At 42.6% G+C, this 24,588-nt stretch carries 16 protein-coding genes; 4 read left to right on the forward strand and 12 right to left on the reverse strand.

The features are described from left to right. Position 1: 1 nt before the first annotated feature. The 6 genes from AHMF7605_RS17035 to AHMF7605_RS17065 form a co-directional block, all read right to left on the reverse strand. Positions 2-1,057 (reverse strand): efflux RND transporter periplasmic adaptor subunit, encoded by a 1,056-nt coding sequence (locus AHMF7605_RS17035; RefSeq protein ID WP_106931261.1) that lies wholly within the window; start codon positions 1,055-1,057, stop codon positions 2-4. A 113-nt stretch (positions 1,058-1,170) separates the two neighbouring features. Then, the gene (locus AHMF7605_RS17040) at positions 1,171-2,544 is read right to left on the reverse strand and encodes a TolC family protein (RefSeq protein WP_106931262.1); all 1,374 of its coding nucleotides are present in this window, start codon (positions 2,542-2,544) and stop codon (positions 1,171-1,173) included. Positions 2,545-2,586: 42 nt separating this feature from the next. Further along, positions 2,587-3,207, reverse strand: coding sequence for a TetR/AcrR family transcriptional regulator (locus tag AHMF7605_RS17045; protein WP_106931263.1), 621 nt, complete (start codon positions 3,205-3,207; stop codon positions 2,587-2,589). 267 nt (positions 3,208-3,474) lie between these two features. After that, the gene (locus AHMF7605_RS17050) at positions 3,475-4,203 is read right to left on the reverse strand and encodes a PD-(D/E)XK nuclease family transposase (RefSeq protein ID WP_106931264.1); all 729 of its coding nucleotides are present in this window, start codon (positions 4,201-4,203) and stop codon (positions 3,475-3,477) included. A 56-nt stretch (positions 4,204-4,259) separates the two neighbouring features. Next, a complete protein-coding gene (locus tag AHMF7605_RS17055; RefSeq protein WP_106931265.1) occupies positions 4,260-4,646 on the reverse strand; it encodes a hypothetical protein in 387 nt (128 codons plus the stop codon). A 608-nt stretch (positions 4,647-5,254) separates the two neighbouring features. Continuing rightward, positions 5,255-5,911, reverse strand: coding sequence for a DUF6000 family protein (locus tag AHMF7605_RS17065; protein WP_106931267.1), 657 nt, complete (start codon positions 5,909-5,911; stop codon positions 5,255-5,257). Between the two features lie 759 nt (positions 5,912-6,670). On the opposite strand from AHMF7605_RS17065, the gene AHMF7605_RS17075 reads away from it, so the two are divergent. Further along, positions 6,671-9,043, forward strand: a complete 2,373-nt coding sequence (locus AHMF7605_RS17075; RefSeq protein WP_106931269.1) for an ABC transporter permease — start codon at positions 6,671-6,673, stop codon at positions 9,041-9,043. Between the two features lie 176 nt (positions 9,044-9,219). Here the strand turns inward: AHMF7605_RS17075 and AHMF7605_RS17080 are convergent, their stop codons facing one another. From AHMF7605_RS17080 to AHMF7605_RS17100, 5 genes are all read right to left on the reverse strand, one after another. Then, positions 9,220-9,981: a hypothetical protein gene (locus AHMF7605_RS17080; protein ID WP_106931270.1), complete on the reverse strand. Its 762-nt coding sequence runs from the start codon at positions 9,979-9,981 to the stop codon at positions 9,220-9,222. 9 nt (positions 9,982-9,990) lie between these two features. Beyond that, entirely contained in the window at positions 9,991-11,022 is a 1,032-nt protein-coding gene (locus AHMF7605_RS17085) for a hypothetical protein (protein ID WP_106931271.1), read from the reverse strand. 480 nt (positions 11,023-11,502) lie between these two features. Then, positions 11,503-13,056: a helix-hairpin-helix domain-containing protein gene (locus AHMF7605_RS17090; RefSeq protein ID WP_199200256.1), complete on the reverse strand. Its 1,554-nt coding sequence runs from the start codon at positions 13,054-13,056 to the stop codon at positions 11,503-11,505. A gap of 423 nt (positions 13,057-13,479) precedes the next feature. Beyond that, the gene (locus tag AHMF7605_RS17095) at positions 13,480-14,886 is read right to left on the reverse strand and encodes a PP2C family serine/threonine-protein phosphatase (RefSeq protein WP_106931272.1); all 1,407 of its coding nucleotides are present in this window, start codon (positions 14,884-14,886) and stop codon (positions 13,480-13,482) included. Positions 14,887-15,360: 474 nt separating this feature from the next. Further along, entirely contained in the window at positions 15,361-15,999 is a 639-nt protein-coding gene (locus AHMF7605_RS17100) for a vWA domain-containing protein (protein ID WP_106931273.1), read from the reverse strand. A gap of 511 nt (positions 16,000-16,510) precedes the next feature. Here AHMF7605_RS17100 and AHMF7605_RS17105 point away from each other — a divergent pair. The 3 genes from AHMF7605_RS17105 to AHMF7605_RS17115 all read left to right on the forward strand — a co-directional run bounded on the left by AHMF7605_RS17105 (position 16,511) and on the right by AHMF7605_RS17115 (position 20,143). Further along, positions 16,511-17,371 (forward strand): NAD(P)-dependent oxidoreductase, encoded by an 861-nt coding sequence (locus tag AHMF7605_RS17105; RefSeq protein ID WP_106931274.1) that lies wholly within the window; start codon positions 16,511-16,513, stop codon positions 17,369-17,371. A gap of 1,012 nt (positions 17,372-18,383) precedes the next feature. Then, positions 18,384-19,268: an oxidoreductase gene (locus tag AHMF7605_RS17110; RefSeq protein ID WP_106931275.1), complete on the forward strand. Its 885-nt coding sequence runs from the start codon at positions 18,384-18,386 to the stop codon at positions 19,266-19,268. 62 nt (positions 19,269-19,330) lie between these two features. Then, complete coding sequence (locus tag AHMF7605_RS17115; RefSeq protein WP_106931276.1) at positions 19,331-20,143, forward strand: helix-turn-helix domain-containing protein; 813 nt, start codon at positions 19,331-19,333, stop codon at positions 20,141-20,143. A gap of 662 nt (positions 20,144-20,805) precedes the next feature. Here AHMF7605_RS17115 and AHMF7605_RS17125 read toward each other — a convergent pair. Further along, entirely contained in the window at positions 20,806-23,979 is a 3,174-nt protein-coding gene (locus tag AHMF7605_RS17125; RefSeq protein WP_106931278.1) for a TonB-dependent receptor, read from the reverse strand. Positions 23,980-24,588 lie beyond the last annotated feature (609 nt).

Here is a 24,588-nt window from a genome sequence, read left to right on the forward strand (position 1 = left end):
TTTATTTAATAATGGCGATGGGAGTATTATCGGTAAGGTAGGCACTGCCGGATACAATAAGGCTCGGTACGTTTTCCAAGCCCTGGCTGATAAGTAAGTTTTGATTTTGAATAGCAGCAATAGTAACCGGAATTTTGCGAGCCGTTTTATTATCCGTAGTTACAAATACAAAACCTTTATCGGCATTTCCGTCCAGCAAAGCCTCGTAAGGAATTTGCCATAACGGAGCGGGAGTGCTGGGGTAAATAATAGCTTTGCCAAACATGCCGGCTGCTACTTTTTGCTGCTCTTTAGTCGCAAGCTTAATTTCTATCTCAAAAGAACCGGTTGCTGGGTCGGCTCCCGCCGATTTATTGCTGACAAAACCCGTTAATTTACCCTGGGGAGCGGCATCAGTTTCGATAGTAGCTTTGTCCTGAAGTTTAATCCGGGCCCATTCTTTATCGCTCACGCCTACTTTTAAAATCCAGTTGCTGGTACCTGCTCCGTTCGTCTGCAAAATAGGGTCGCCAGGCTGCACTACCTGACCCGGATTCACAAACTTTTTCAGCACAATGCCATTTTCTACGGCTCTAATATTGGAATAGCTCTGGTTAAACTGAGCGGCTTTCAGTTGCTGCTGCGCTAATTCTAAAGCAGTTTTGGTATTCTGAAATTGCTCCAGGGTGTACACGCTGTCGCGGAATAAATTTTCAGCCCGGTTAAAATCGCGCTGGGCTTTTTCTAACCCGAGTTTGGCCTGGGTAACCTGGGCTTCTATTTCGGTTAAGTTTAAAGTGGCTAATAGTTGACCTTTCCGGACGGATTCGCCTTCCTTTACCAGGATGTTCTGCACGACACCGCCGGTTTTAAAGGAAAGTACGGCTTCGTCGTTGGTCGTAAATTGGCCGGAAACCGGAATAGCTTCCTGGTGGGTTGTTTTCTGGAGGGGCATTACTTTTACCGGCATGGGGCCATTACCCGCCAGGTTTACTTTTTCTTTTTTTTCCGTACTCTGGCAAGCGCCTAAAAGCGCCAGAACCAGAACAGCAACGGACAAATACATTTTCGTTTTCATAATTTAACTTTATTTAAGTACTTCGACGGAATTATCTTTAAATTTTTCTATTAATGGGCTGAATATTATTGCTTTATCTCACCAGCAACTAGCAATTAGCAACCAGCAACTACTTAGTTAGAGATTACATAGGCCGCAGTTTCCCGTTCCAGAGTGGCCGCATTTTGGAGCACTTTGTAGGTTTGCATATTTTTTTGCAGCTGGGCACTGGTTAATTGGTTGCGGGCATCAATAAACTCGATTAAGGAATAAATACCTTCCCGGAATCCAACCTCAATTAATCGGTAGTAGCTTTCGGCGGCTTTCAATTGCACTAATGCCGACTGGTACTCGCGCTGGGCGGCGCTTATATTATTTTGGGCCACCGTAATGGCTAATTGCAACTGTTGGGTTACCTGATTTTCCTGCAAGGTTATTTGCTTCAGGTCCAGGTCTGATTGCTGGATACGGTACTTGTTGCGGTTGCCCGTAAACACGGGAATATCTAATTGTACCCCACCTAAGTAGTAGCGGGCTTTATTATTAAATTTCCAGTCTTGGGTTTGAGTACCCACATCCAGGAACCCACTTACCTGGGGTACCCAGAATTGGCGGTTCATTTCGCACACCGTCTCCTGAATTTGCCGGCCCCGGCGGAGAGCCAGTAGCTCTTCTCGTTTTTCCACGCCGGTTAAGTCAGGAGTATCCGGAACAATCGCTACTGCTTCTGCTAGCTGGTAAGAAGTATCAATGTCAGCGTCGAGCGGTTTGTTTAACAGAAAGTTGAAGTAATGCTGCGCATTTTTAACCTGCGTTTGGGCGGTAGTGAGGGCGGCGTTTACTTTTTCTACTTCGCTGCGGGCCCTGATTAAATTAGCGGGCAAACCTTTCCCGTTTTTTACCAACGACTCATTAACCGCCAAATTTTTATTTACCAGGTTTAAGGTACTCTGGTATACATCTATCCCGGCCAAAGCAGTTAAATAGTTATAGTAAGCCAGCTTAATATCTTTAGTCAGTTCCCGCTTGTAGGTGTTTACTTCGTGTTCCTGTAATTCAATCCGTTGTTTCTGAATATCCCGGTTATAATGCAGGTTCGAATTAACGATGGGCAAAGAAGTCCGCACGTGCGCATCATAAAAGTTACTCGGATTTAAATAAGCCTCTACATTACTTACCTGCGAAAAATCTTTGCTGTCGGTTAACTGATTCAGGGTTTGGTAAACCGGGTTCAGCATATCGCCCAAGGGGAAATCAAAGTAACGTCCGCCCTGGCCGGTGATGTAGCTGGAATTTATTGCCACCGTCGGCAGAAAAGCGGCATTGGCTTCTTTTAAAGCCAGCAAGGCTTTCTCGATACCAACACTTTTTTGTTGTAGTACCAGATTATGCTGAAGCCCTTCTTTTACATAAATATCCAGTACCGTCTGGGCTTTTGCCGGATAAACAAGCGGTAGAAAAAGACAGACAACAAGAGTAAAGGTTAACAAGCTATAATTAGTTTTCATATAATTTTTACTTTACAGTGTTAAGTACAATGGTAAATTTTTTTATGTTTTGATGCTTCTTAACATTTTGCTGAAACCCGCAAAGCCTTTTTCTACAATATCTGCCCGGTTTTCATCGGAAATAACTTTGCAACGCGACCGGGTTTTCAGAGCGCACATGCCATGTAAAGTAGACCAGATAACAAAGGAAGCTACTTCTACATTCTCAAACTTAAAATACCCCTTCTCCATACAGTCCCGTATGGTGCTTTGGAGATTGTTAAAGGCACTTTGTCCTTCGTCCCAGCACAAATCATCGGCTTCAATAAAATCAATGGGGGCCTTTTCTAGGAACATTAAATCGTATAAATCGTAGTTTTTCATGGCGAAATCAATGTAAATGCGACCCATAGCAATTAACCGCTCGAAAGGATCTTCTACGTGCTGCAGCACCCGCATATCATTGTTCAGCAGGTAAAAGCCTTCTAAATGCAAGGCATGAAAAATGGCATCCTTGTCTTTGAAATACAAGTAAATAGTAGTCGGGCTGTATTCTATCCGGTCGGCAATATTCCGGATAGACGTGTTCATATATCCTTTCTCCAGGAATACCTCTTTCGCCGCCATTAAAATACGTTTACGTAAATCTTCTTTTTCTCTTTCTTTCCGCTCTATAATTCCCATTAGTATTTTTTCGTGTAAATATACTTAACAGTGTTAAGTATGCAAAAAAATTCCATAATTATTTTTATAAAAGTTTGGCAAGCCTTGCAATCAGATGATTGTAACATTGTTTTCTTTCCACCAATAGGCTTTAACTGTTAGTTTTATGAAACAGCTTCATGCCTTTTTTATAGTATTTTGTATTTCTTTTGGCACCATTGCTCAAAGTTTTAAACAAATGGCGGTGTCCCAAAATTAAGTAACAATGAATTTATATTATCTGAAACACTATTTCCATACGCAGGTTTTATTTGGTATAGCAAAAAGATAGATCTTCAAGAAGACTTTTTTTATTAAAGCCCAAATTTTCTTAGGATTTAATGCTGAAGAAGGTGGCGATGGAATCACCTTTGCTTTGCAACATTTCAAGTCCCGGTAATATTTCAAGCTATCTTCGTAAGAGCGAACTTGCTCGGGCGTAAATTTAGCTATTTCGGCGGTTTCAAACAGTTTCTCAAAGATGCGTTCTCTTAGTTTCTCTGGCACCTTATCTAGTCGGTTCAAGTTCCGGATCACATACAGCCATTTGTCAAACCGGGTCTCCAATTCGTCCACGGTCTTGTTGAACTTAGGCATTTCCAGGTAAATAAAAGTAAGCTTGTCGTAAAATATTTCTTTGGTTTCGGTGTCTGTTAATTTAATATCGTAACGGAACTTGGTTGGCTCCTTCTTATCCTCCTCAAACACGAAGTCCAGAATAGCGATGGTATAAATTGCTTTTAACTCATAGTTCCAGTCGGCTCGTTTTGCCTGTTCCCTTATCGGGAAAGTAGAATAATAAACGGTTCGGTCTTTAAAGAAATTCTGTTTGGTTTTTTGTAATTCAACGATGAACTTTTCGCCCTTTTCATTTTCACAATAAAGGTCAAAAATGGCTTTTCTATCCAGTTCTCCGGTTCCTAAATGTTCACTTTTCAGGTAAGTTAAATCTTTTATTTCTCCTTGTTCTTCTTTCAGGACTCCGGCCGATGCTGGCGTTTATACGAGACCATTTTTTTTAATTATTATTTTTCTCAATTTTCCACTCTATTAAAGAGATATGAGTATAGTGGCATTACTGCAAATCCAAGCAATATAAACATCCAAGCAAAAAATTTAAATATTTTTGAGTCATATTTTGAATCTTTCATCTCTTCATATATTTGGTTGTATTTTCTTTTGTTAAATAAAAGAAGAAATGCTGCAAAAAGGGCAATAACGCAGGCCAGATAGACAATCGGTTTACTCAATCGGTCCTCATTAACAAGATGGTTTATTAATGCGATGGCAAATAGAACTAAGCCAGCAAGTGAGCAACCTACTATTCCAAAAGCTGTCAAATGGGGAATGTCATTCGAGTAATATCCATCCTTGTAATAAGAATTGTAAATATGAAAGTATACAATTTTAAAAATTTTCATTCAATATATTATTTAATGCAAAGGTCTTAGCTATAAGGCGTTACTTAGCCTTTAGAATAAATTAATAAAGCAATGCCTTATAGCTTTTGCTAGCGGATAACCCTTTAATCACTTTGGTTTTCTGTTTGTTGCTTATTCATTGGAGGGTCCATTGGGTTGTTGATAAACGAAACCAAGATTAAAAACCCTGCTGTTGCTATTGTCACGACAGTTGAGAGAACGCCAAGACCTACTAGTCGCATCCAAACCATCCTCTTGTTTGAATTGTCAGGGAACAGTCGATTTGATAAATAGGTTAGGCAAGGAATACAAACTAACACTCCAAGAAAATTTGAGTAGTAAAGAAACGTAAACACCTCGAAAGAAAGCCAAGCCATAAATCCACCCCAAATAGCTGTCATTAAAGTCGACCAAAATATTATCCTCACTCTTGATAAGCCATTTAATATCAAAAATGTCAATGTCACTATAAAAACACAAATGGTTGGGAAAATTATAAAAGCCTTCATAAATAATCTCGTGTCTTCTTTTTCCTAATAGCTTGCCGCCAACGGTCTCGTGTAAACAGCGTGCGAGGCCGTCGGCCGTAGCACGATATTTATGCCTTTTTAGCTGGCGTATTTCTTTATTTCTTTTAATGCTGTTATATTTTTCTCAAAATGGTCAATGCTTCTTTTTAAGTCCCAATTCTCTTTGTCAGAAACAAAGTCATTCCATTTGTCGAGATGTTTCTTAAGTTCATCTGTTCCATTCTGCTTGTCAAGATAAGCAATTGCGCCCATTGCGGCTCCTTGGTCAAACCTCAGTTCATTTTGTGTTAAGTAATAAGCAAGATACTGGTTTAAATAGTCAATAGAGTTCTGGTTGTTAATATCAGCTAGAGTCAAGCAGTAACTTGTCCCTGCATAACATACTTCACTTTTTAATAATAACCGCCCTATTTCGTCCTGAAATTCTGTGAGATTCTTTATAGCCGCAAAAAAAGCACCAACACTTCTTGTCCTCCAATTGAAGTCTCCAAGTAGAGTTGAAACAACTTTGGAATTTATATCTTTGAATACTTCTTTTATTTCATTTTGAAGTATATCTTTTTTGTTTCCAAGTCCTTTTAAATTGAGGTATATTGGATTAACAAATTTATCGATAAAATCCTTGGTCAAGGTCTTTTCATTTTGCTGAGTTGTTATATACTCAAATGGACTTTTGTGAATCACAGTGGCACCCGCAACATGTCTTTCTAGAGCTTTTTTTTCTTTATCGTCCATTTTTATATGCTACCTAACGTACTGAGCTATAAGGTGGGGCAGCTACCTTATAGGTGTGGTTGTACCACGTTTTGTTTTTTTTAGTAACACTTTTAGCTATGTTTTATTTTGACCACTTTTTTACTGTGTAAATAAATAGCAACTATCAAATGAATCAGTAAGAAGGGTATACCAAAAAAAGTAAACAATAAGGGTGGGAATACCCAAATTAGTCCACTTATTACTAGTAGTATTAGAACCCAATTTTGTAAATTCTTTTTATCTACATAAATGGCGTTCAATGTCACATTCATGATTCCTAATACCCACAAGATGAAAATGCCTGGAAAATTGATGCCTTGTATTTCACTATCGAATACTAATATTAGAATTAAGCCCAAATAGCTTAAGATTAAAAAAGTTAATGAAAGAATTTTTATTTGATTCATTTAATTCTAAATGTGGTACAACTCCCAGATATACGGAGGTATTCCGGTTATTGGTTTAATAGGTGGAAATTCCATCAGTATTATAATTTTGGTAAATGGCAATCAGAGAAATTCATTTCTTTTACGCTTCAGCGCAGTACAAGGTAAAAGTTACGGATGAGCATCTAGTTGCGCTATACAACTTATCAAAAAATTGCCGGTAAAGCTTTTTTAAATACCTAAAAAGCGAGTTTACAGATAATTTTCCTTCCATTTTATGGAAAGCGGGAGGCATTCCTATCCTATTCTTAATAGGAGTAACGTACATCATCTTTATCCAAACTCTACGCGTATGGTCCGGCACACTTTTCTCCTTATTTATCGCCATTTTCTTCGGTTTAAAGGTACTTTCTTCATTAACCTGATTGGCTTGTCTACGGGTTTAGCGGGCGCCATCGCTATTTACCTGTGGGTGTACGATGAGCTGCATTTTGATAAATTTCACGCAAAAGACAAACAGCTTTTCCGGGTAATGGAAAATTGGCAGGACCCCAACGGGATAACTACCAAACCCGCAACACCGCACCAATTGGCGGCGGCCCTGGCCGCCGAGATGCCGGAAATAGAATACGCCACTCCTGTTACCCCACCCGCTTTTTTTCCGAAGTTTACTTTAACGTATCATCAACGGCATATCCGGGCTACCGGCAAATTTGCGGGAGAAGATTATTTCAAAATGTTTTCTTTCCCACTTACCCAGGGCGATAAAAACCAGGTTCTGAAAGATAAAAAGGCGCTGGTTATTTCAGAAGCAATGGCCCACCGGTTAATTGGTACCACCCGAAACGTTATTGGTAAAGTGGTAGAATGGGAGACTATGGGCACGAAGAAAACGGTTGTTGTAACCGGCATTTTTAAAGGTATTCCCGCTAACTCTTCCGAAGAATTTGATTTTGTCTTGTCGTTTGAAGCTTTCGAGAAAGATGTGATGAGCATGGGCGTAAACTGGGACATGCCGGAGCCTTTTTATACCTACGTGGTTTTAAAAAAGGGTATTCGGCCCGAACAGTTTAACCAGAAAATTGCCGGTTTCCTTAAAAGTAAAAGCAGCAAAGCCCAACACCGCACTTTGTTCCTGGAGCCTTATTCCAGCCAGTATTTGTACGGCAAGTACGAAAACGGCGTACCAATAGCTACCCGCCTGAAGTACGTAAAATTGTTTTCCTTAATTGCGCTTTTTATTCTGGTAATTGCCGGCATTAACTTCATGAATTTAGCCACGGCTAAGGCCACCCGGCGCGGGAAAGAAGTAGGCATTCAGAAAACTTTGGGTGCCAGCCGCCAATTTTTAATTTTCCAATATCTGGGCGAAGCTATTTTTCTGGCAAGTATAGCGTTGGTGCTGGCGTTGGTGCTGGTGGTACTATTGCTGCCAGCTTTTAACCAGATTACCGGTAAGCAATTAACTCTTTCGTTGAACGGCCCACTTATTTTGGGGTTGGGGAGTATTACTTTATTTACCGGCTTGCTGGCTGGTAGTTACCCGGCTTTATACCTTTCGGGCTTTAACCCAATAGCTATTCTGAAAGGCAAGCTTAACCGATCGGCCGGCGAAGCCTGGGCCCGTAAAGGTTTGGTCGTGTTTCAGTTTGGGTTGTCCGTTGTTTTTATCGTAGCGGTGTTGGTGGTGTACAAACAAATTGAATTTGTGCAGCACAAAAACCTGGGTTACGACAAAGACCAAATTATCACGTTTGAGATAGAAGGAAAAGTAGAAAAGAACGTAGCCACCTTCCTGAGTGAAATAAAGAAAATACCGGGCGTGGTAAATGCGTCCAGTAAGTTAGATAAATTAATCGGTGGTTTCAGTGGTGCGGCGGCCTCTCCCCTAATCTTAGAAGGTAAGCAAATTCAGGCAGATGAGATTCGGGTAAATTACGATATGATTGAAACTTTGGGAGTACCCTTACTCGCCGGCCGCACTTTCGCCAAAGAATTTAATCCTGACCCAATTAAAAAAATAGTGAACGAAGCTTTTGTAGAAGCTTTTGGCTTGCCGAACCCCATCGGAAAAGTACTACAGGGCAACGGCCAGAAAATAGAAATTGTAGGAGTAGTCAAAAACTTTCATTATAAATCACTGCACGAGCCGGTAAAGCCCTTTCTATTTACTTTAGAGCCCGAAGCGGCTACTACAATTCTGGTTAAAATACAGGCTGGTCCGCAAAAAGAAACCCTGGAGCGGTTGCAGCAATTTTATAAAGCATTTAACCCCGGCTTTGTTTTCGACTACCAATTCCTCGATACCGACTACCAGGCGCAGTACGTGGCCGAACAAAGAGTGGCCGCTCTTTCACGATACTTTGCCGGTTTAGCCATTCTTATTTCCTGTTTGGGCTTGTTTGGCCTGGCTGCATTTACCGCCGACCGCCGCCGGAAAGAAATTGGCGTCCGGAAGGTTTTGGGAGCGAGTGAATTTAGTATTATCTATCTTTTATCCGGTGAGTTTGCCAAATTAGTGCTGCTGGCTATTTGCCTGGCTTTGCCCATCAGTTACCTTATCGTGAAAAAATGGCTGGCTACTTTTGCTTACCAGATAAATTTAAACTCCTGGTATTTTATAGGTGCCGGGTTCCTCGCCTTAGTCGTTGCCTGGCTCACCGTGAGCGTACAAGCCGCCCGAGCCGCTAAAATTAACCCGGTGCATTGTTTGAAAGAAGAATAATTTAGAAAGTTGGTTCGATCCTGTCAAGAAATTTAAATCATACCGGGGAGCCATTATTCCTTTGGCCAATTAAGATTTTGAAATACTTAACACAAAGCGGACTTTGATGCTCGCTTTGTTTTCTAAGTATCTCCAGGTTAGGGCATTCGCTTTAGAATTTTTCCGGATTTTTACCACTAAAAATATTGCGCAATTTTTTGCAGCTCGGTTTGTATTTCTTTTTGCTTTTTTTCTCCGGCCAGCAGAAAAGAGTTTTTAGTAGTATTAAGCTGGTCTTTGGTTAAGTTAATCTCCTGGGTTATCTGGTTGATTTCCGCTTTTAGAGCGTTCATCTTTTGGGTTAAAACTTGTAACTCCTCCGCCTTTTTCTGGATGATTTGCTCTTTGCTCCGGACTTCTTTCAGGTATTGCTGGGCATGGGCACTTTGAAAAGCATTTAAATCCCGGCCAATTATATTCAAATATTCCTGACCGGTTGATAGAAGCTTTTCTTTAGTGAGCCCCGAACTTTTAAGCACATTAAACGCCATTTTATACTTCAAGGCTTCATCCTGAATATCATCAATATCTACTTTGCTATCCACAAACTCTTTAAAATCAGCGCCCTGGAAGAGCGGGTTTTTGGCGTTGGCCTCGTCGATTAAGCGTTCAAAATAGTATTCGTGTTCCGGCATTGAACCGACTAAGGTACCCCCGGGAGAATAAATAGGCGTTTGATTAACCGCCATTACCGGGGCAGGGCTATTTGTAATTAAGGGATGCTGCGCATTTTCGTCGGGTGCTGGAACTGTTGGGTTTACCATGGGTGCAACCGAAGCGGGTGCAGGTGGTGCTGACGTAGCCGGCGTGAGAGGAATAGCAGGCTTATTTTGTTGGGCCTTATTCTTATCGTCCTCAAACTCCACGAAAGGCGTTAATAGCTGCTTTAAAAAACTCATGGTAAAAAATTATTTATTCAGACTAAGTAAGAAGCCAATGGTAAAGTTGGCATCCCAATCAAAAACGAAAGTATCGGTGCCGGTCGCATCGGCAATAGCTTTGTAAATATTTAAGCCAGCTGCCATTTTTTTATCCACCGCTTTGTAATCGCCCGCATTTTTTAAAACGGTATAGCGTTCTTCATCCTTCCGGTGTTGTTTTGCTAAGGTAAAAGGCACCCCGCCCAAAATAAAACCTACATTTCGTTTATTTTCGGGTATTTTGCTTACCTGGGCTTTTACTTCGTTGTATACCTGTTCGTCGGGGATGTTTTTTTCGTAATACTTGGCGCCCGGCAATTCCAAAGATTTTAAAGTGCCGTTTTCTTCCCAGGATATTTTAGTATTGCCCGAGCCAATATCCACTAAAAAAGAATTGTCGGCAAAGGAGGGCGGTACGGTAGCTCTAAAACCAAACTTGCCTTCCTGGTCGGCAGTAACATTATTTACCACGTAGCCTACTTTTTTTAATTCGTTGCTGATGGTGGTGGTTTTAGGTTCTTTTTGAGCCCCGGATGAGATGACAAAGTGCATGTTGTTTTTCGACACGCCTTTATCAAACATGGCGGCCAGGTATTTCTTTAAACCGGTCCGGATATCGTCGGTGGTAGCCAGCCCTTCGTAAGTAAGCGATTCGCCAAAATCTTTGGATACAATTTCCCACCGTTTCTGGTTATCCATGTTTATCACGAAGGAGTTAAAACCGGTAGCGCCTACTTCTACCACCCCGCGCAAGGTTCCGTTCTGCGGCTTTTCGGGCGTATAATTAAATTCCCGGCTTTCGGTATTTGCTGTTGTTGTGGTATTGCTTGCAGAAGGGTTAGAAGTGGCCGAAGGAGTTAAATTGCCGTTATCCGTACCCGCATCTGTGGCAGGGGGAGTAGTAGAAATCTGGCTAGAGTTTTCTTTCTTTATCTCGGATAAACGGGGGCTAATCGCAAAATAGCCAAGGGCTCCTATTATCGCGAGTATAACAATTATTCCGGCTGGTTTAAGTTTCATTGTATATTTTCAATTTTTAGTTGGTTGTTCTTTTTAATTAAAATAACTTCTGTCCTTCAAGAGGAAATTAATTAACTACGTAGTTATAATAGATTACATCTTACTTAAGCCCTATTAGTAAATGTAATATTAGCCGTTTGTTATTGGAGCCGGTTTCCGTCTCCAGTTTATGGTGCTGATGCGGCTAGTTCCGTAACCTGTTTGCCTCATGGCCGGCGGGCCTCGTTTGGCTCTTCCGGGCTGGTCTAAGCTTCCTTTCCTCCTGCGTCGGAATTCCGCTGCGCAGAACCGGAACCTTAGAAGGCCCTCCACAGCCAAACTGCTGTCAATTATCCTTAGCTACTGTCTATCTAGTATCTAATAAAATTTACTAAATGCGTCTTAGTCTTTTCAAATTAGTGTTGAAAATTTTAGCATCAAATAATTCTTAGCTTTCACTTTCGCACTTCTCTTAATCATTTGCGCACTTTGCCAACAGCTTTACTTATTCGCCATAGATACCACTACTACCCGGCCGCCTTCTTCTTTGGATAATAGTAATCTTTTGCCATCGGTAATATCTACCATGGTATTAACGGGAATTTCTTTGTTTTCGGTTAAATCTTTGAGCGAGGTTAATTTTTGATTCACGAACACCCACTTGTTTTGATGAAAAGTAAAGTAACCAACCGGAATTTTTTGCTCAGCGGTAAGCTTTTCATTCCGTACTACATGGCGGTTTACGTGCCATTGAAACAAATACTGATTGTGGTACACCATTAACCGGTGATTTTCGGGCTTCCAGATAGTTGGTTTAAACTCAAAATATAAATCCAATACGGGTACGGTTCCTTTAACGGGTGTACCGCAGAACGGACATTTTGGGGAAGCGCTGTTATCAAAAACAAACCATTTCTGCTCGCAATGGGTATTACTGCAAGGCTGCATTAAATCTGTGGTTTTAAGCAAAGCCTGCTCCCAGGTGTCGGCATTTGGCCGGAGAATAGGATTATGCAAACCCGTTACAAATGCTTGGTCGAACAAAGTTCTTAAATACGGACCGGTAAGCGTGTAGGGTAATTTAGTTACATCGGCCCAGGGCAAAGCCCATTTAGAAACCTGGTCTAACTTCGGCCGGTTAGACGTATCTGTGGAGTGCTCAATAAACAAAGCTTTTTCACCCATCGACAGTAAATCGTCTTCTTCGGTATCTAAGGAATTAATTTTCCCTCCTTTTAACGGGTGCCGGTACAGCAGGTACATGTAAATCATGACGGCCAACGCGTGTAAATCGGTGGTGCGGTTGGCATGTTTGCGGCTCGGGTCTCTTAGATTCAGGTGTTTGGTGGCTAATACTTCCGGGGCAATAAAATCAGCGGTACCAATTACATCCGGCGGATACAAGCCCGGCACTACCAAACCATCAATATCAATAATAGTAGCTGATTTACTTACCGGGTCGATGAGGACATTTTTATAGGACAAGTCGGAATGAGCCAGACCGGCCGCATGCAGGCGTTTTACCCCCCGGGCTATGCGTACGCAAATCTGAAAGTAGCTTAACCAGTTACCCAACTCGCTTTCGTCGAGCCGTAAGGTAAATTGCTTGTTCCGGAATTTGGCGGAGGCAAACCACAAACCCTGCTTTTCTTTCCCCTTTATGCCTTCGCTGGTAGCGTATCCTTTTTTAAAAAAGAAGTTCTTGTTATAGGCCGGAACAACTAATCCTACTTTGCCGTCTACCTCCACCATATCCGTGGGCCAGCAGTACAGTTCTTTGTAATAATCACCACCTTCGCGGTTAAAAAAACTGTCGTAATATTGGGTAACCAGTTTCTTTAGTCGTTCGCGGGAGTTATAGTCTTGTTTGTCGCGGTAAAAAGCCACCACGTACGATTTGTCCGGCCCGAAATAAACATCCTTCATCCCGCCCCGCATGGGCTCGCCATTATCCACGTACGCGTAGGTTTTACCAGCATGAATAACCGACGGTGCCGATTTCACATTCGTTCCGGGACCTGGATTATTAGAAAAAGTGCCTATTATACTTTGCACAGGTTTGTTATTTTAAGTAAGTAGTTTATTAGTAAGTAAAACGTTTTAGGTTATTAATTTAAACGTGCTTCGACCCCCTTTGGAGGGGTAGGGGGAGGATGCGTATCTATAGATAAACATTCATTCTCTTTTCACTTTTGATTGTTTTTGAAAATTGTTTGTGTAATAGCTTTTTCTACTAGAATTATCCTCCCCCCTACCCCTCCAAAGGGGGACAACCCAAAACTTGCATTACAGCTTTTTTAGGTATCCTTTTTTTAGTTCTGCTACCGCGAGCGTCTTCGCTTGTCGTTCCCATTGGCTGGCCAGAGGCCAGCGTAGGCGAGACGCCTACCCATATTTATCACGAGCGAAGACGCTCGCGATATTTTTTAGTAGTTACCTTTCACTTCTTCTCATTACATTTAAAATGCCTTTAATAGCTCAAAAAACAATGGCTAAGGTGCGGTCATCGTGGTTGCCGGGGCTCCAGAAATCCATCCAGCGCGAGAACTGGTTTTCTATTTCTGGATTTTCAGGTTTTAGCTCTACCACTATGCCTTCTTCGTTTTGGCCATTTAAATCAGCCAGGAACTCCTGCCATTTTTGAATGTTGGGTAAGTTGGCTTCTACCACAAACTTGGGGTCGTAAATACCATCCGACATTAACATTAAATACGAAAAATCTTCAAGCAGTTTAAAACCGAACCGGGTCGCAAATTTCTCATTCTGGAAAACTTCCGGCATGGTAATAAATCGGGTACCGCCGCCAAATTCGCCCACGTCGAGCCAGTTCATCAAGGTTACTTCGGTTACGTCTTTATTTAAAACAGCAATGGGGCAATCGCCTACGCCAAACGAAAGAAAGGCGTAACCGGCCTCGTATTTCTTGAACAGGGTAAAGATTAAAGTGCTGCTTAGATCTTTTAAAGTAGCTCCTTCAGCAGCGGCAAATGCTTCCAGTTGCTTATGCACCTGAAAAGCAGCCTTGCCCAAGTTATTATACACCAAGCGATTTAGTTTTTTTTGCGTGTCGTCGCCGGTGCTACTAATATGTTGCTGTAATAACTCGTCGAACTCCGCCATACTTTCTACGGACGAAGGCTCCTGAAAATAGGTAACAATGCCCTGGCACGCCATAGCCGAACCTTTACGGGAAAGCCGGGCACTGCCCGCTCCATCGGCTACTACCACAATACTCCAGCCATTCGCCAAATCCTGAAAAGCAAAATCATCTTCCCGGAACGAGCCCATATTTGCATGAGAACGGCCTCGCTTGGAAGAAACCAGAATATGCCGGTCGTTTAAAGGGGCAAAAACCGTTAGGTTATCTTCTTTCCAGTAAGGGTCGTTCTTATCACTTTCCAGGTTTTTCCATAAACTTCTCGGGTCCGGATTAATAATGATGGTTACCGGTTTATGGTTAAAAGCAGCATCTTCTGGCTGTTCTGCTAATTTAAATTTAAAAAGTAGTTTTATATCGCCGCTTTGGGTGGGCACCCCGGTAATTTGCTTGGTAGTGGCATCGTAAGTTAAGCCAACGCGCTCTAATCCATCCCACTCAAAAGCAGTAATATCCTGCCAGTTAAACTTTTCTAAATCAAAGTCGGCCTGATACGGTTTACCAACGGTACCATTGGCAATGCGCAAAGGCTGCTGCATAATTTCGGCTATTCTGTCTTGCAGTTTCCACTTAGCCATAAGCTCATTTTGATTTTGGATTAGGGTATTAATAATACTTACGTTCTGTTCATCCTGCAGAAATTTCTCGAACAAAGGCCGCCGGTTTTCCGGTATGGTAATTTGGTTGCATTCGAAAAGTTGGGTAACCAATTGTTTTACACTACTCATTCCGACCCGTTTATTTTTATTTCCACCCGCATCTAAGCCTTTTTTAAATTTAAGTTGAGAATGTATTCTAATATCCTAATCTATTAGTTACTTTTTAATTAGAAGCGGCTCATCATCCCCCTACCCCCTTCGAAGGGGGACACTCTTAATATTACCCGATTAACTTCACTTAAGAACATTTAGTGTGTTACCCAGGCGCATACATCTACTGTAGAGGAGGGAAAGAAGATTTTAAAGCAATTTCTTAACTCGACTTTAGCATTTTTTAACTCTAATAGATAGCTTAAATTGTTCAGAAAAGTTATTTTCTAATTTTTGCATGTCCTGAAATTAATCAGACAAATAGAAAATGAACCTTATCAATAGCCCACATTGCTTGTTTTCATAAAAAAAATGCTAAAGTCAAGCTTAGAACAAACGGATGTATCATGTATTGCACCGATGGACCGTCGTCTATTGACCATGGACTAAATCCTAAGTAACAATGTTTAATTCAGATGGAGGAGGAGGCAACTCACCCAAGCCAGTAACTTCTTTACCGGCGTCTTCCACCTTGGTAGAGGTAACCCCAATGGAGGCAGAAACCCAGGTAAAGAACTTGGCAATACTCTGGCTATCGGCAGTATCGAGGCTTACCACATTTTCGGTAATTTGCTTTAACAAGTTAGAATCGGCCGCACTACCAGCTGCGCAAGCTACCGTGTAGGCAGTTTTACGTTGCTTAAATTCAGCTAATCCGCTTTGCCAATCGTCCGTCGGGATACCATCTGTCATGATAAAAACCAGTGGTTTCCAGTCGCCTTTTTGTTCGGTGGTGGTTTTCGTTACTTCGTTATCAATACAAGTAGAAACTAATTTTAAAGCTTCGCCTAAACTGGTGGTGCCGGTAGCCTTAATATCTACCATCTGGAAAGAAGCTAAATCGGTTAAAGGGACTATTTGTTTGGCTTCGCTATCAAAAGTAATAATGCTGATAAACGCTGTTTCAATGGCCTGTGGGTTTTGCCGTAAAGAACTAATCATTACCTGCACGCCATTTTTTACCGCTTCAATGGGCTCGCCGGTCATGGAGCCGGAAGTATCTAATAATAAATAGACGGGTAGTCTTCTCATAGTTTTAATTATTTGAAATAAGGTTATACATTCATCACGCGAAAACCGCCAAAATCTTGGTAGCTGTAAAAACTCTCCCCGAATTTTTATAGAATTCAAATCTTTAACGTAGGCTCTCGTTCAAAGTTTACTACCCGAGTGTTAGTTTTGGGCTAGCGTTCGGTAGAAGCCGGTTTTAGTCGGTAAATTTAAATTCCCTAGATAACTATATTATTTGGCGCTTATAGAATATAAAATCTCGTACCTGATTAAAATTAATACACCCCGGAAAATTTAAATAAAATAATTTCAAACGTTGCCGAAAAGGTTAAGTAGAAGGTAAAGCAAAGGCAATTTAATCCGGCTATTCGAATCTCGGCAGTTATCGCCGGTTACTTAAAAATAACTATTTCAGTAATAATTACGAATGACAACTGTAAAGCTCTGTTGGGATTTGGTAAAACAGGTAGTTACCAGCTATCCCAAAGAAATAAGAGCTTAAAGAAAGTATAGTTTTCGTAAAATTTAACGTATGGATTTAAAAAATATTGGTTGGATTGGCTTGGGGAAAATGGGCATTCCAATGGCTCAAAAATTAGTAAATGCTGGTTATTCTGTAACAGTTTACAATCGAAGCAAGGAAAAGGAAGAAGCATTGCGCTCCCTGGGAGCTAATACTGCCGAATCTCCGGCTCAATTAATGCAACAAGCCGAGGTAATCTTCCTGATGGTATCCGACGATGAGGCTACCCGGCAAATTTTTACCGGCGAACAAGGTTTGCTCAGCGCTCAAACTACCGGTAAAATAATTATAAACATGAGTACCGTTTCGCCGGGTGTGAGCAAACTAATGGCGAGCTTATGTCAGGAAGGACAAAATCATTACCTGGATGCACCCGTATCGGGCAGTGTCAAGCAGGCCGAAGAAGGGCAGTTAGTAATTATGGTGGGCGGCGAAGAAAATATTTTTACCCAGGTAAAACCCATACTGGACCAGCTTGGCAAGTTAACGCTGCGGGTAGGTGAAACAGGAGCCGGAAATTCGGCCAAACTAGCTATCAATACTTTACTTGGCTTTTATGCCCAAGGCCTCGCCGAAGCCATAATTTTCGCGCAGCAACACGGCATTCAAACCCAGGATTTGCTTACTCTTATTGGCAACAGTGCCTTAGGCAATATTTTTACGAAAATAAAAGGCGAAGCTATTCTGGCAAATAATTTTCCGGCGGCTTTTGCCTTAAAGCACATCGCCAAAGATTTGCGATTAGCGAAACAAGAAGGCTCTAATACTCCGTTAGCGGAAGTAGTGCAAAACACCTTTCAGGAAGCGGAGTCTACTCTGGGTGAAGAAGATATTATTGCCATCATTAAACACTTAAATCCCAGCATTTAGAAGCAATTGTAATAACTAAGATTTTCGCTAGTAAAACGAGTTGGACTGTTAATTCTTCCCTAACTACAAATAAGATTCATTTTTCTTTATCTGGCGTCCTTCCGTGGAGCCTATTCAAGTCTCCAAGTTGGGGTGCTGATGCAATTTTAAATTTCAAGTTTGTCTCCTGCTCGGCGTGCCTCGTCGGGACACTCGGGCGGGCTACTTTTCCTTTCCTCCTGTCGTCGAAATGCCTGCGGCACCAGAAAACCAACGCCCGCCCTCGCTGTCCCGCCTGCTGTCTCTTATTCTTAGCTACCGCTTTTCTGGCTTTCTTGTCTATTTATTTTACTTTAGTGTCCTGAGGGTAGCCAAGTAGAGATAGAGATGTTCCGTTCTATTGTTAAAAGTGGGTATAACCTTATATTTAAATTTAGCGAGCGTCCTCGCTCGTGTTGCTCAACGTCCGGCCTCTGGCCGATAAGAATTTGACTTCACTGCTTTCAGGAAGGTATATCCGTTCGCCCGGCCGGAGGCCTCCCAGATAGTAGCCACGAGCGAGGACGCTCGCGCCAGCAGTATTTTTAAAGAAAAGAAGGTAATTAACAGAGTTTAGCCAAGAAATTAATAAAATAATCAGGACGGACTTATCCGTGGCAAAGCAGGAACTACTAGCAACTGACACCAGTTTGGCTGTGGAGGGCTTTCTAAGGTTCCGGTGCTTTAGCATTCCGACGTCAGGAGGAAAGGAAGCTTAGACTAGCCCGAAAGAGCCAAACGAGGCCTGCCGGCCACGAGGCAAGCACGGACCGTTAAGGCCCATCAGCACCGTAATATTGAGACTGGCACAGTCTCAACGGATAAAAAGCTAAAAATACGTCTTGGAATTCAGCATAATCCTTACCTGTATTTAAGCCGTGTTATTTAATTCTAAACTTTCCGTGACCTTTTGAACAAAGCAACTTGAACTTTTGAACAAACCTGCCAGCCCAAAATTGAACGACCTTTGTCTAAACTTAAAATTAATAAGACAATGGAAAAAGTTTGGTTTATTACCGGCAGCTCCCGCGGATTGGGACGTAGCCTCACCGAAGCAGTATTAGCCTCTGGCGATAAAGTAGCGGCCACCGCCCGTAAACCCGAAGTACTGCAAGATTTAGTAGAACAATACCCTGACCAGATAGTACCACTTGCTTTAGATGTTACCGATAAAACGCAGATACACGCCGTAGTGGCAAAAACAATAGAGCTTTTCGGGCGAATAGATGTATTGGTAAATAATGCCGGTTTCGGAATTATCGGCGCTGCTGAAGCCTTTACAGACGAGCAAGTGCGCAGCCAACTGGAAACGAACTTGTATGCGCCCATCGAAATTACCCGGGCCGTATTGCCGTACATGCGCCAGCAAGGTTCTGGTCGTATTCTGCAAGTAAGTTCCATTGGTGGTCGGGTAGGTAACGCAGGAGTAGCCATCTACCAGGCAGCTAAATTCGGGTTAAGTGGTTTCACCGAAGCTTTAGCCCAGGAAGTAGCACCGTTGGGAATCCGGGTAACTTCGGTAGAGCCAGGAGGTTTCCGGACCGATTGGGCGGGCGATTCGATGACCTATGCTTCACCAGTGGAAGGATACGAAGCAACGGTGGGTACGCGGGAAAATTTCTTTAAAAGTGGTAATTTTATTCCGGTCGGCGACCCGGATAAAGCGGCTCAGGTAATGGTAAAATTAGTCCAACACCCGGAACCACCCGTACACCTGGTATTAGGCAGCGAGGCGATTGGGTTCCTGAAAAGTGCCAATGCTGCTCGCGAAACCGAAATGGAAAAATGGTTGCCGGTAAGTCTTTCTACGGACGCCGATGATGCCATAAATTTTTTGGAGACAGAAGACGCCAAATTTTTCTTGCGTACGAAAAATTAAAAATAATTTAGTTGGTGATGGTTTAAATAAGCCATTGCCAACTATTTATAAATGGAGGTTCTATGACAGACCTGAATGAAAAAGCTTCCCGTGCCTTTACTTATTCCTGTTACCATAGCCGCAACCGGTCGGGGGAACAGTTTATCCCGGAGCATGTTTTTAGTTACCAGATTGCTGGCACTCTTACTGTTCAAGATGGCAATCAAACCTGGACTTTCCGGGAAGGGGATTTTAGGTTAGTCCGGCGAAACCATTTGCTTAAATTTTTGAAAGAACCACCGGTCGGAGGCGAATTTAAAAGTGTTTCGGTATTCCTCGACCAGAAAACCTTGCGAAATTTTAGCATGGAATACAACTACAAAGCCGAAAAAAGCACGAATTCCGAGGCCATTATTTCGCTTAAGTCTAATCCGCTTTTCAGCAATTTTTTAAATTCCTTAGGCCCTTACCAGACTTTAAACGAGCCTGGCAACGAAAACCTGTTGAACCTGAAATTAAGGGAAGCTATTTTAATTTTATTACAAACCAATCCCGAACTGCAAAGCGTTTTGTTTGATTTCTCGGTGCCCGGTAAAATAGATTTAGAAGCTTTTATGCTGCAAAACTTTCATTTTAACGTAGAGCTAAAACGCTTTGCCTATTTAACCGGCCGCAGCCTGGCAACCTTTAAACGCGATTTCGAGAAGATTTTTCACCTTTCGCCGAGCCGCTGGTTACAGCAACGCCGCTTGCAGGAAGCGCATTATTTAATTAAAGAAAAAGGCAAAGCGCCTTCCGAAGTTTACCTGGACTTAGGTTTTGAAGACCTCTCGCATTTTTCTTTTGCTTTTAAGAAAATGTTCGGCGTGGCCCCTACCAAAATGCTGCTGGCTTAAAAGAACAGGGTAAGAAAGAAGCCTTTAATTATACATAGCTCTCTGCAAAATGAGGTTCCGGAAACGTAACCAGTTTTCAGCAACCAAGATTGCACCTATAGCTGCTGTTGAACTTGAATCCCCCATAGCTGCCATATAGGTGTTCTTAGGTATTGTTCATTTTTCTAAAAAACAACGAATACTTTGAAAGTTTCTTTCTGTTGATTTTCAATATAACAGGCTAATGTTAAACCTTCTGGATGCAGTTGGTCAATAAAATAGAAAGAACCTTTATTAAAGATTTCAATTTTTACCTTTTCCTCTTGTTTAAGTAAATAGAGAGCCCTTCTTCTTTTCACTATTCGCATCTATTAATTTTATTCCTATTAAATCAATGCCAATCATTTCTTCAAGGGAATTTCAATAACCAGCTTAAACAAATTTAAGTGATTTTACATGCCGTTTTTTTTAAGTAAATGATTGACTTGTTCTAGATGCTCCAAATCACCTATATTTTTAATTATACTAACTACCCGGTATTTGGTAACCAGAAATAACGTAATGCCCGATATGTAGTTTTTCTGTATTATTTAGAAAAAAGAAGCACGGTATTAAATTTATAAATAAAAAATGCCGGTGTGCTCCACCGGCATTTTTTTTTAAATTCTTAAGCTTAATTAAAATTAAAACGCATACCGCAAGCCCAACTGAATCTGGTAAGGGTTACCGTTACCGCTTAGACCAGGTATCCCAGCTGATTTGTTCACGTTGTAAACAAACCGTTGCGCGGTTGGATCGAAGCTCTTAATGGTGTATAGGTTTTGCTTGCCCAGATTATAACCCACGCCCCAGTCTTTCTTCAACAGGTTGGCTACGTTGAAAACGTCAATGGAAGCTTCCAAACCGTGATTACCAAAGAAGCTGAATTTTTTGGCTAATCTGGCGTCAAACACCCCGTAAAAACCATTGATACCCCCGTTACGCTCCGCTATTTGACCCGCATTCCGGCGAATATACTCTTTTACACTTTGCTCGGCATTTGGATTGTCCAGGATAGCCTGGATACCTTCCCGCAGGTATGGCGGCGTTTCCGGGTCATTCGGATCGTAGATGAAGGCCAAATCGTTAGAATCAACAAAATCTCCGTTGGTGTTACCGCCCACGGCCATAGAATAGCGCGTGCCACCTAAACCGGAATAGCGCACGCTGAAGGTAGTACCCCAAACGGTAGGGGCCGTTCCATAGACTACTACCTTGCTGCGGAACTGGTTGTTGGCATAGCTCATGCGGCTTAAATCCCGGGGGTCATCGGCTACCATTAAATCCAAAGTAGCAGTATTGGCCACGTTACCGTTGTAAGAAGTATTATCTTTCGAGTCGTTCCAGGTATAAGAAGCGGTAATTTGTCCGTCGCGGAAATACCGGAAAGTTCCGTCAACTACCAAGGCGTACTGGTTTTTCCGGCCTCCGCTGATTAATTCCAATACCCGTCCTACCTGGGTAGTTTTGCGGCTGTTTACCCAGTTAACTATTCCCTTATCCGTAATGGTCGAAGCGGGAACATACACGCCGCGGTTGGCTTCTTCTTCCATTCTAAAATACGGTTGGTCCACCATGTTACGGTCTACGTACATGTAGTTGTTACGCGCCCAGGCGGCAAATCCACTTACCCCTACCCGCAGGTTATCGTTAAAAAAGTGGTTGATGGAGAAGTTGGTTTTGTAAACTACCGGCACTTTGGCATCGGGGCTGTTGGTGTTAATGGTTACTAATTTTGGAATGCCCGGATTGTTAAACAGTTCGGAGCCCGGAGCCGTGGATGGGTCGGCGCGATAGCCCGGGAAATTGGGGGTGGGTACCAAGGCCCCCGAGATGTCCACGGAAGCTACCTTGGTGCCATCGAACAACATGTTGTTGATCATGGAGTAAGGGTTCAAAGCCGAACCAAATACCCCGGCTCCCACCCGGATGATATTCTTACGCTCTTCGTTCACGTCCCAGGTAAACTGCACGCGGGGCTGCAATTGGGTGGTATTAATCTTGTTATTGGTACGGATACCCAGTTCGTTAAATACCACCGGGGTAAAATTGGCCCGGTTCAAGTATTGGGTATTATCTAACCGCAAGCCCGCCATTACTTCCAGGCCGTACGCCAGTTTCGTGTCCATTTGAGCATATACGCCGGAAGCGATCGAATTTACCACGTTGCTCTGGTCTTCGTTTAAGTAAATTTCCCGAACGTACCGGTAAGGAGTCAGGCTATTGAAGCTTTCCAGGCCATTAAAGAAAAAACGACCGTTCATTTCGCTACCGTAGCGGGAATGCATGCGGTTATATAGTACGTCTACGCCGAAAGTAAAATTGATCTTACCGGTATTGTAGTAAAAATTATCTACTAACTGCACCACGTTGCCTTTAAACCATTCCGGCGAAAAACGCTGCCCACCAATCTGAATCGAAGAATTAGTGTAGGTTTTGGTAGTATCAAAACTTGATCGGGATAACACATTTTGGACGATGGCGCGCGGGATACCGGCTGCCGGAAGTTCCGGGCTCGGTTGAACGGCTTCGTCCTGGTAGAAATGTTGTACTTTCAGCTCGTTGGTAATCCTTGGGTTCAGGATCGTCCGCAACGACAACAGCAAACTATTGTCGAATTTCTTGCGGTTGATGTACGATTCGTAGGCATCAATCACGGAGTTATCATCTTCCGATAAAGGGTCTTTTTCGCGCACCAAATTGTTCCGCAATGTCAGTAAGTTTTTAGAATTTAATTGCCAGTCGATGCGGGCAAAAATAGCGTCGGTACCTTTTTTCTTGCCAAATGAACCAAATTGTGGATTGTTCGATACCCCGTATTTAGCCCGGGCAATGCTTAAAAAGTTATCCAGCGTGGCCTGGGTAACCTGGTTAACGGCTTCGTCATTGGGTCCCTGGATGTTGGCAATATAAACCGGACGAGCATCGGCCTGGTGATCCCAAGCTACGAAGAAGTGGGCTTTATCTTTAATAATGGGCCCGCCCAATGAAAACCCGTATTGGTTGGTATTGTAGTCCTGCACGCGTTTGTTGCCTCTTAAATCGTATGGACTCGCCAGCCAATCGGTACGCATAAAGTTAAAAGCGCTGCCCGTTAGTTGGTTGGTACCCGATTTGGTTACGGTGCTGATAGTACCGCCACCACTCCGGCCCATGGTCACATCGTACTCATTGGTTACCACTTTAAATTCGCGAATGGCTTCCATGGAAATGGAATACGCGCTGGAGGTAGAACCACCGGCAATGGTACCGCGCGAGGTCATCCCATCGATGGTAAAGTTGGTGGAAGATGCGAGTTGACCGCCCAAACTCGTACCGCTACTCAAGGGCGACAAGTCAATGAGCGAAGTAAAATTGCGGCCGTTTACCGGCAATTTGGCAATATCTTTCGCCGTAATAGGCGTAGAAGCGCCTAAAGTGGGAACCGTGTTTTTTAAGGAATTAGCTACCACTTCTACCGCTTCCAGTTCGGTGGCGCTGCTTTGTAAAGCAAAATTTACCCGCAACTGGTCGCCTTGGTTCAGGGCGAAACCGGTTTTCTTTTGTTCGCTGTAACCAATAAAAGATACGGTAATGGAATACGGCGAGCCTAAAGGCAATTGTTTAATAATGTAGTCGCCGTTTACGTCGGTAACCGTACCCGCCTTAAAACCAGTAGACTCATTCCGGACCAGAACAGTGGCGCCAATAATGGGACTGTTATTTACTTCGGCAACTTTTCCGATAATCGTTGCTTCATTTCCTTGTCCGTACGTGGAGAAGCAGGAAGCCAGCAACAGGGCCAAAAATGCAATACATCCTGTAAATAATTGTTTCATTTTTTGTTAATTAAGTAAGAAATAGTAGTAAAAAGCGGGTCTGATTTCTTTTATAACCCCTCTGAAAATCTGGTACAACGATGGGGCGAGAGCAAGCTCATCAGGTTTAGGAATAAAGCCCGTCGGCTTCCTCCGTACAAATGAGCACGACTGAAGTCAGTTGCGTTAAGCGTTCCACCAGTATGATCAAAGCTATTTTTCAGAAGAAAGAAACCCGTTTTTTCTGTCCGCGAAAGTAGAGCGGGAATGTTAAGGCGGTGTTACCGCTTGGTTAACATACTGTTTCTTTTTTGATGGAGCTTTTCTGCGGGCGGGATTTGGCCGGTTGACTGGCGCGTGAGAGGAACCAATAAAGCCAGTCAAAATTTACTATTTTTATCCGCCAGCCGTACGAGGTAGGCTATTCGGATGTAAAAGCGTTTCGGGAAGTATTCCGGAAAGTTATCGGCCTATCGCTGCTGGAGTACCGGAGGAAGTACAATAAAGAGGCGGTGGGATAAAGAAATTAGAACTATACTTGCTATCCAGAAAATAAAAGCACGCTATCCCTGCTATCCATTCTCTTCCGGAATAATCTTATTAAAATCGGCCAGCCAGATTCTTCTGAAA

The organism is Adhaeribacter arboris (genome assembly GCF_003023845.1).
GTDB lineage: Bacteria > Bacteroidota > Bacteroidia > Cytophagales > Hymenobacteraceae > Adhaeribacter > Adhaeribacter arboris.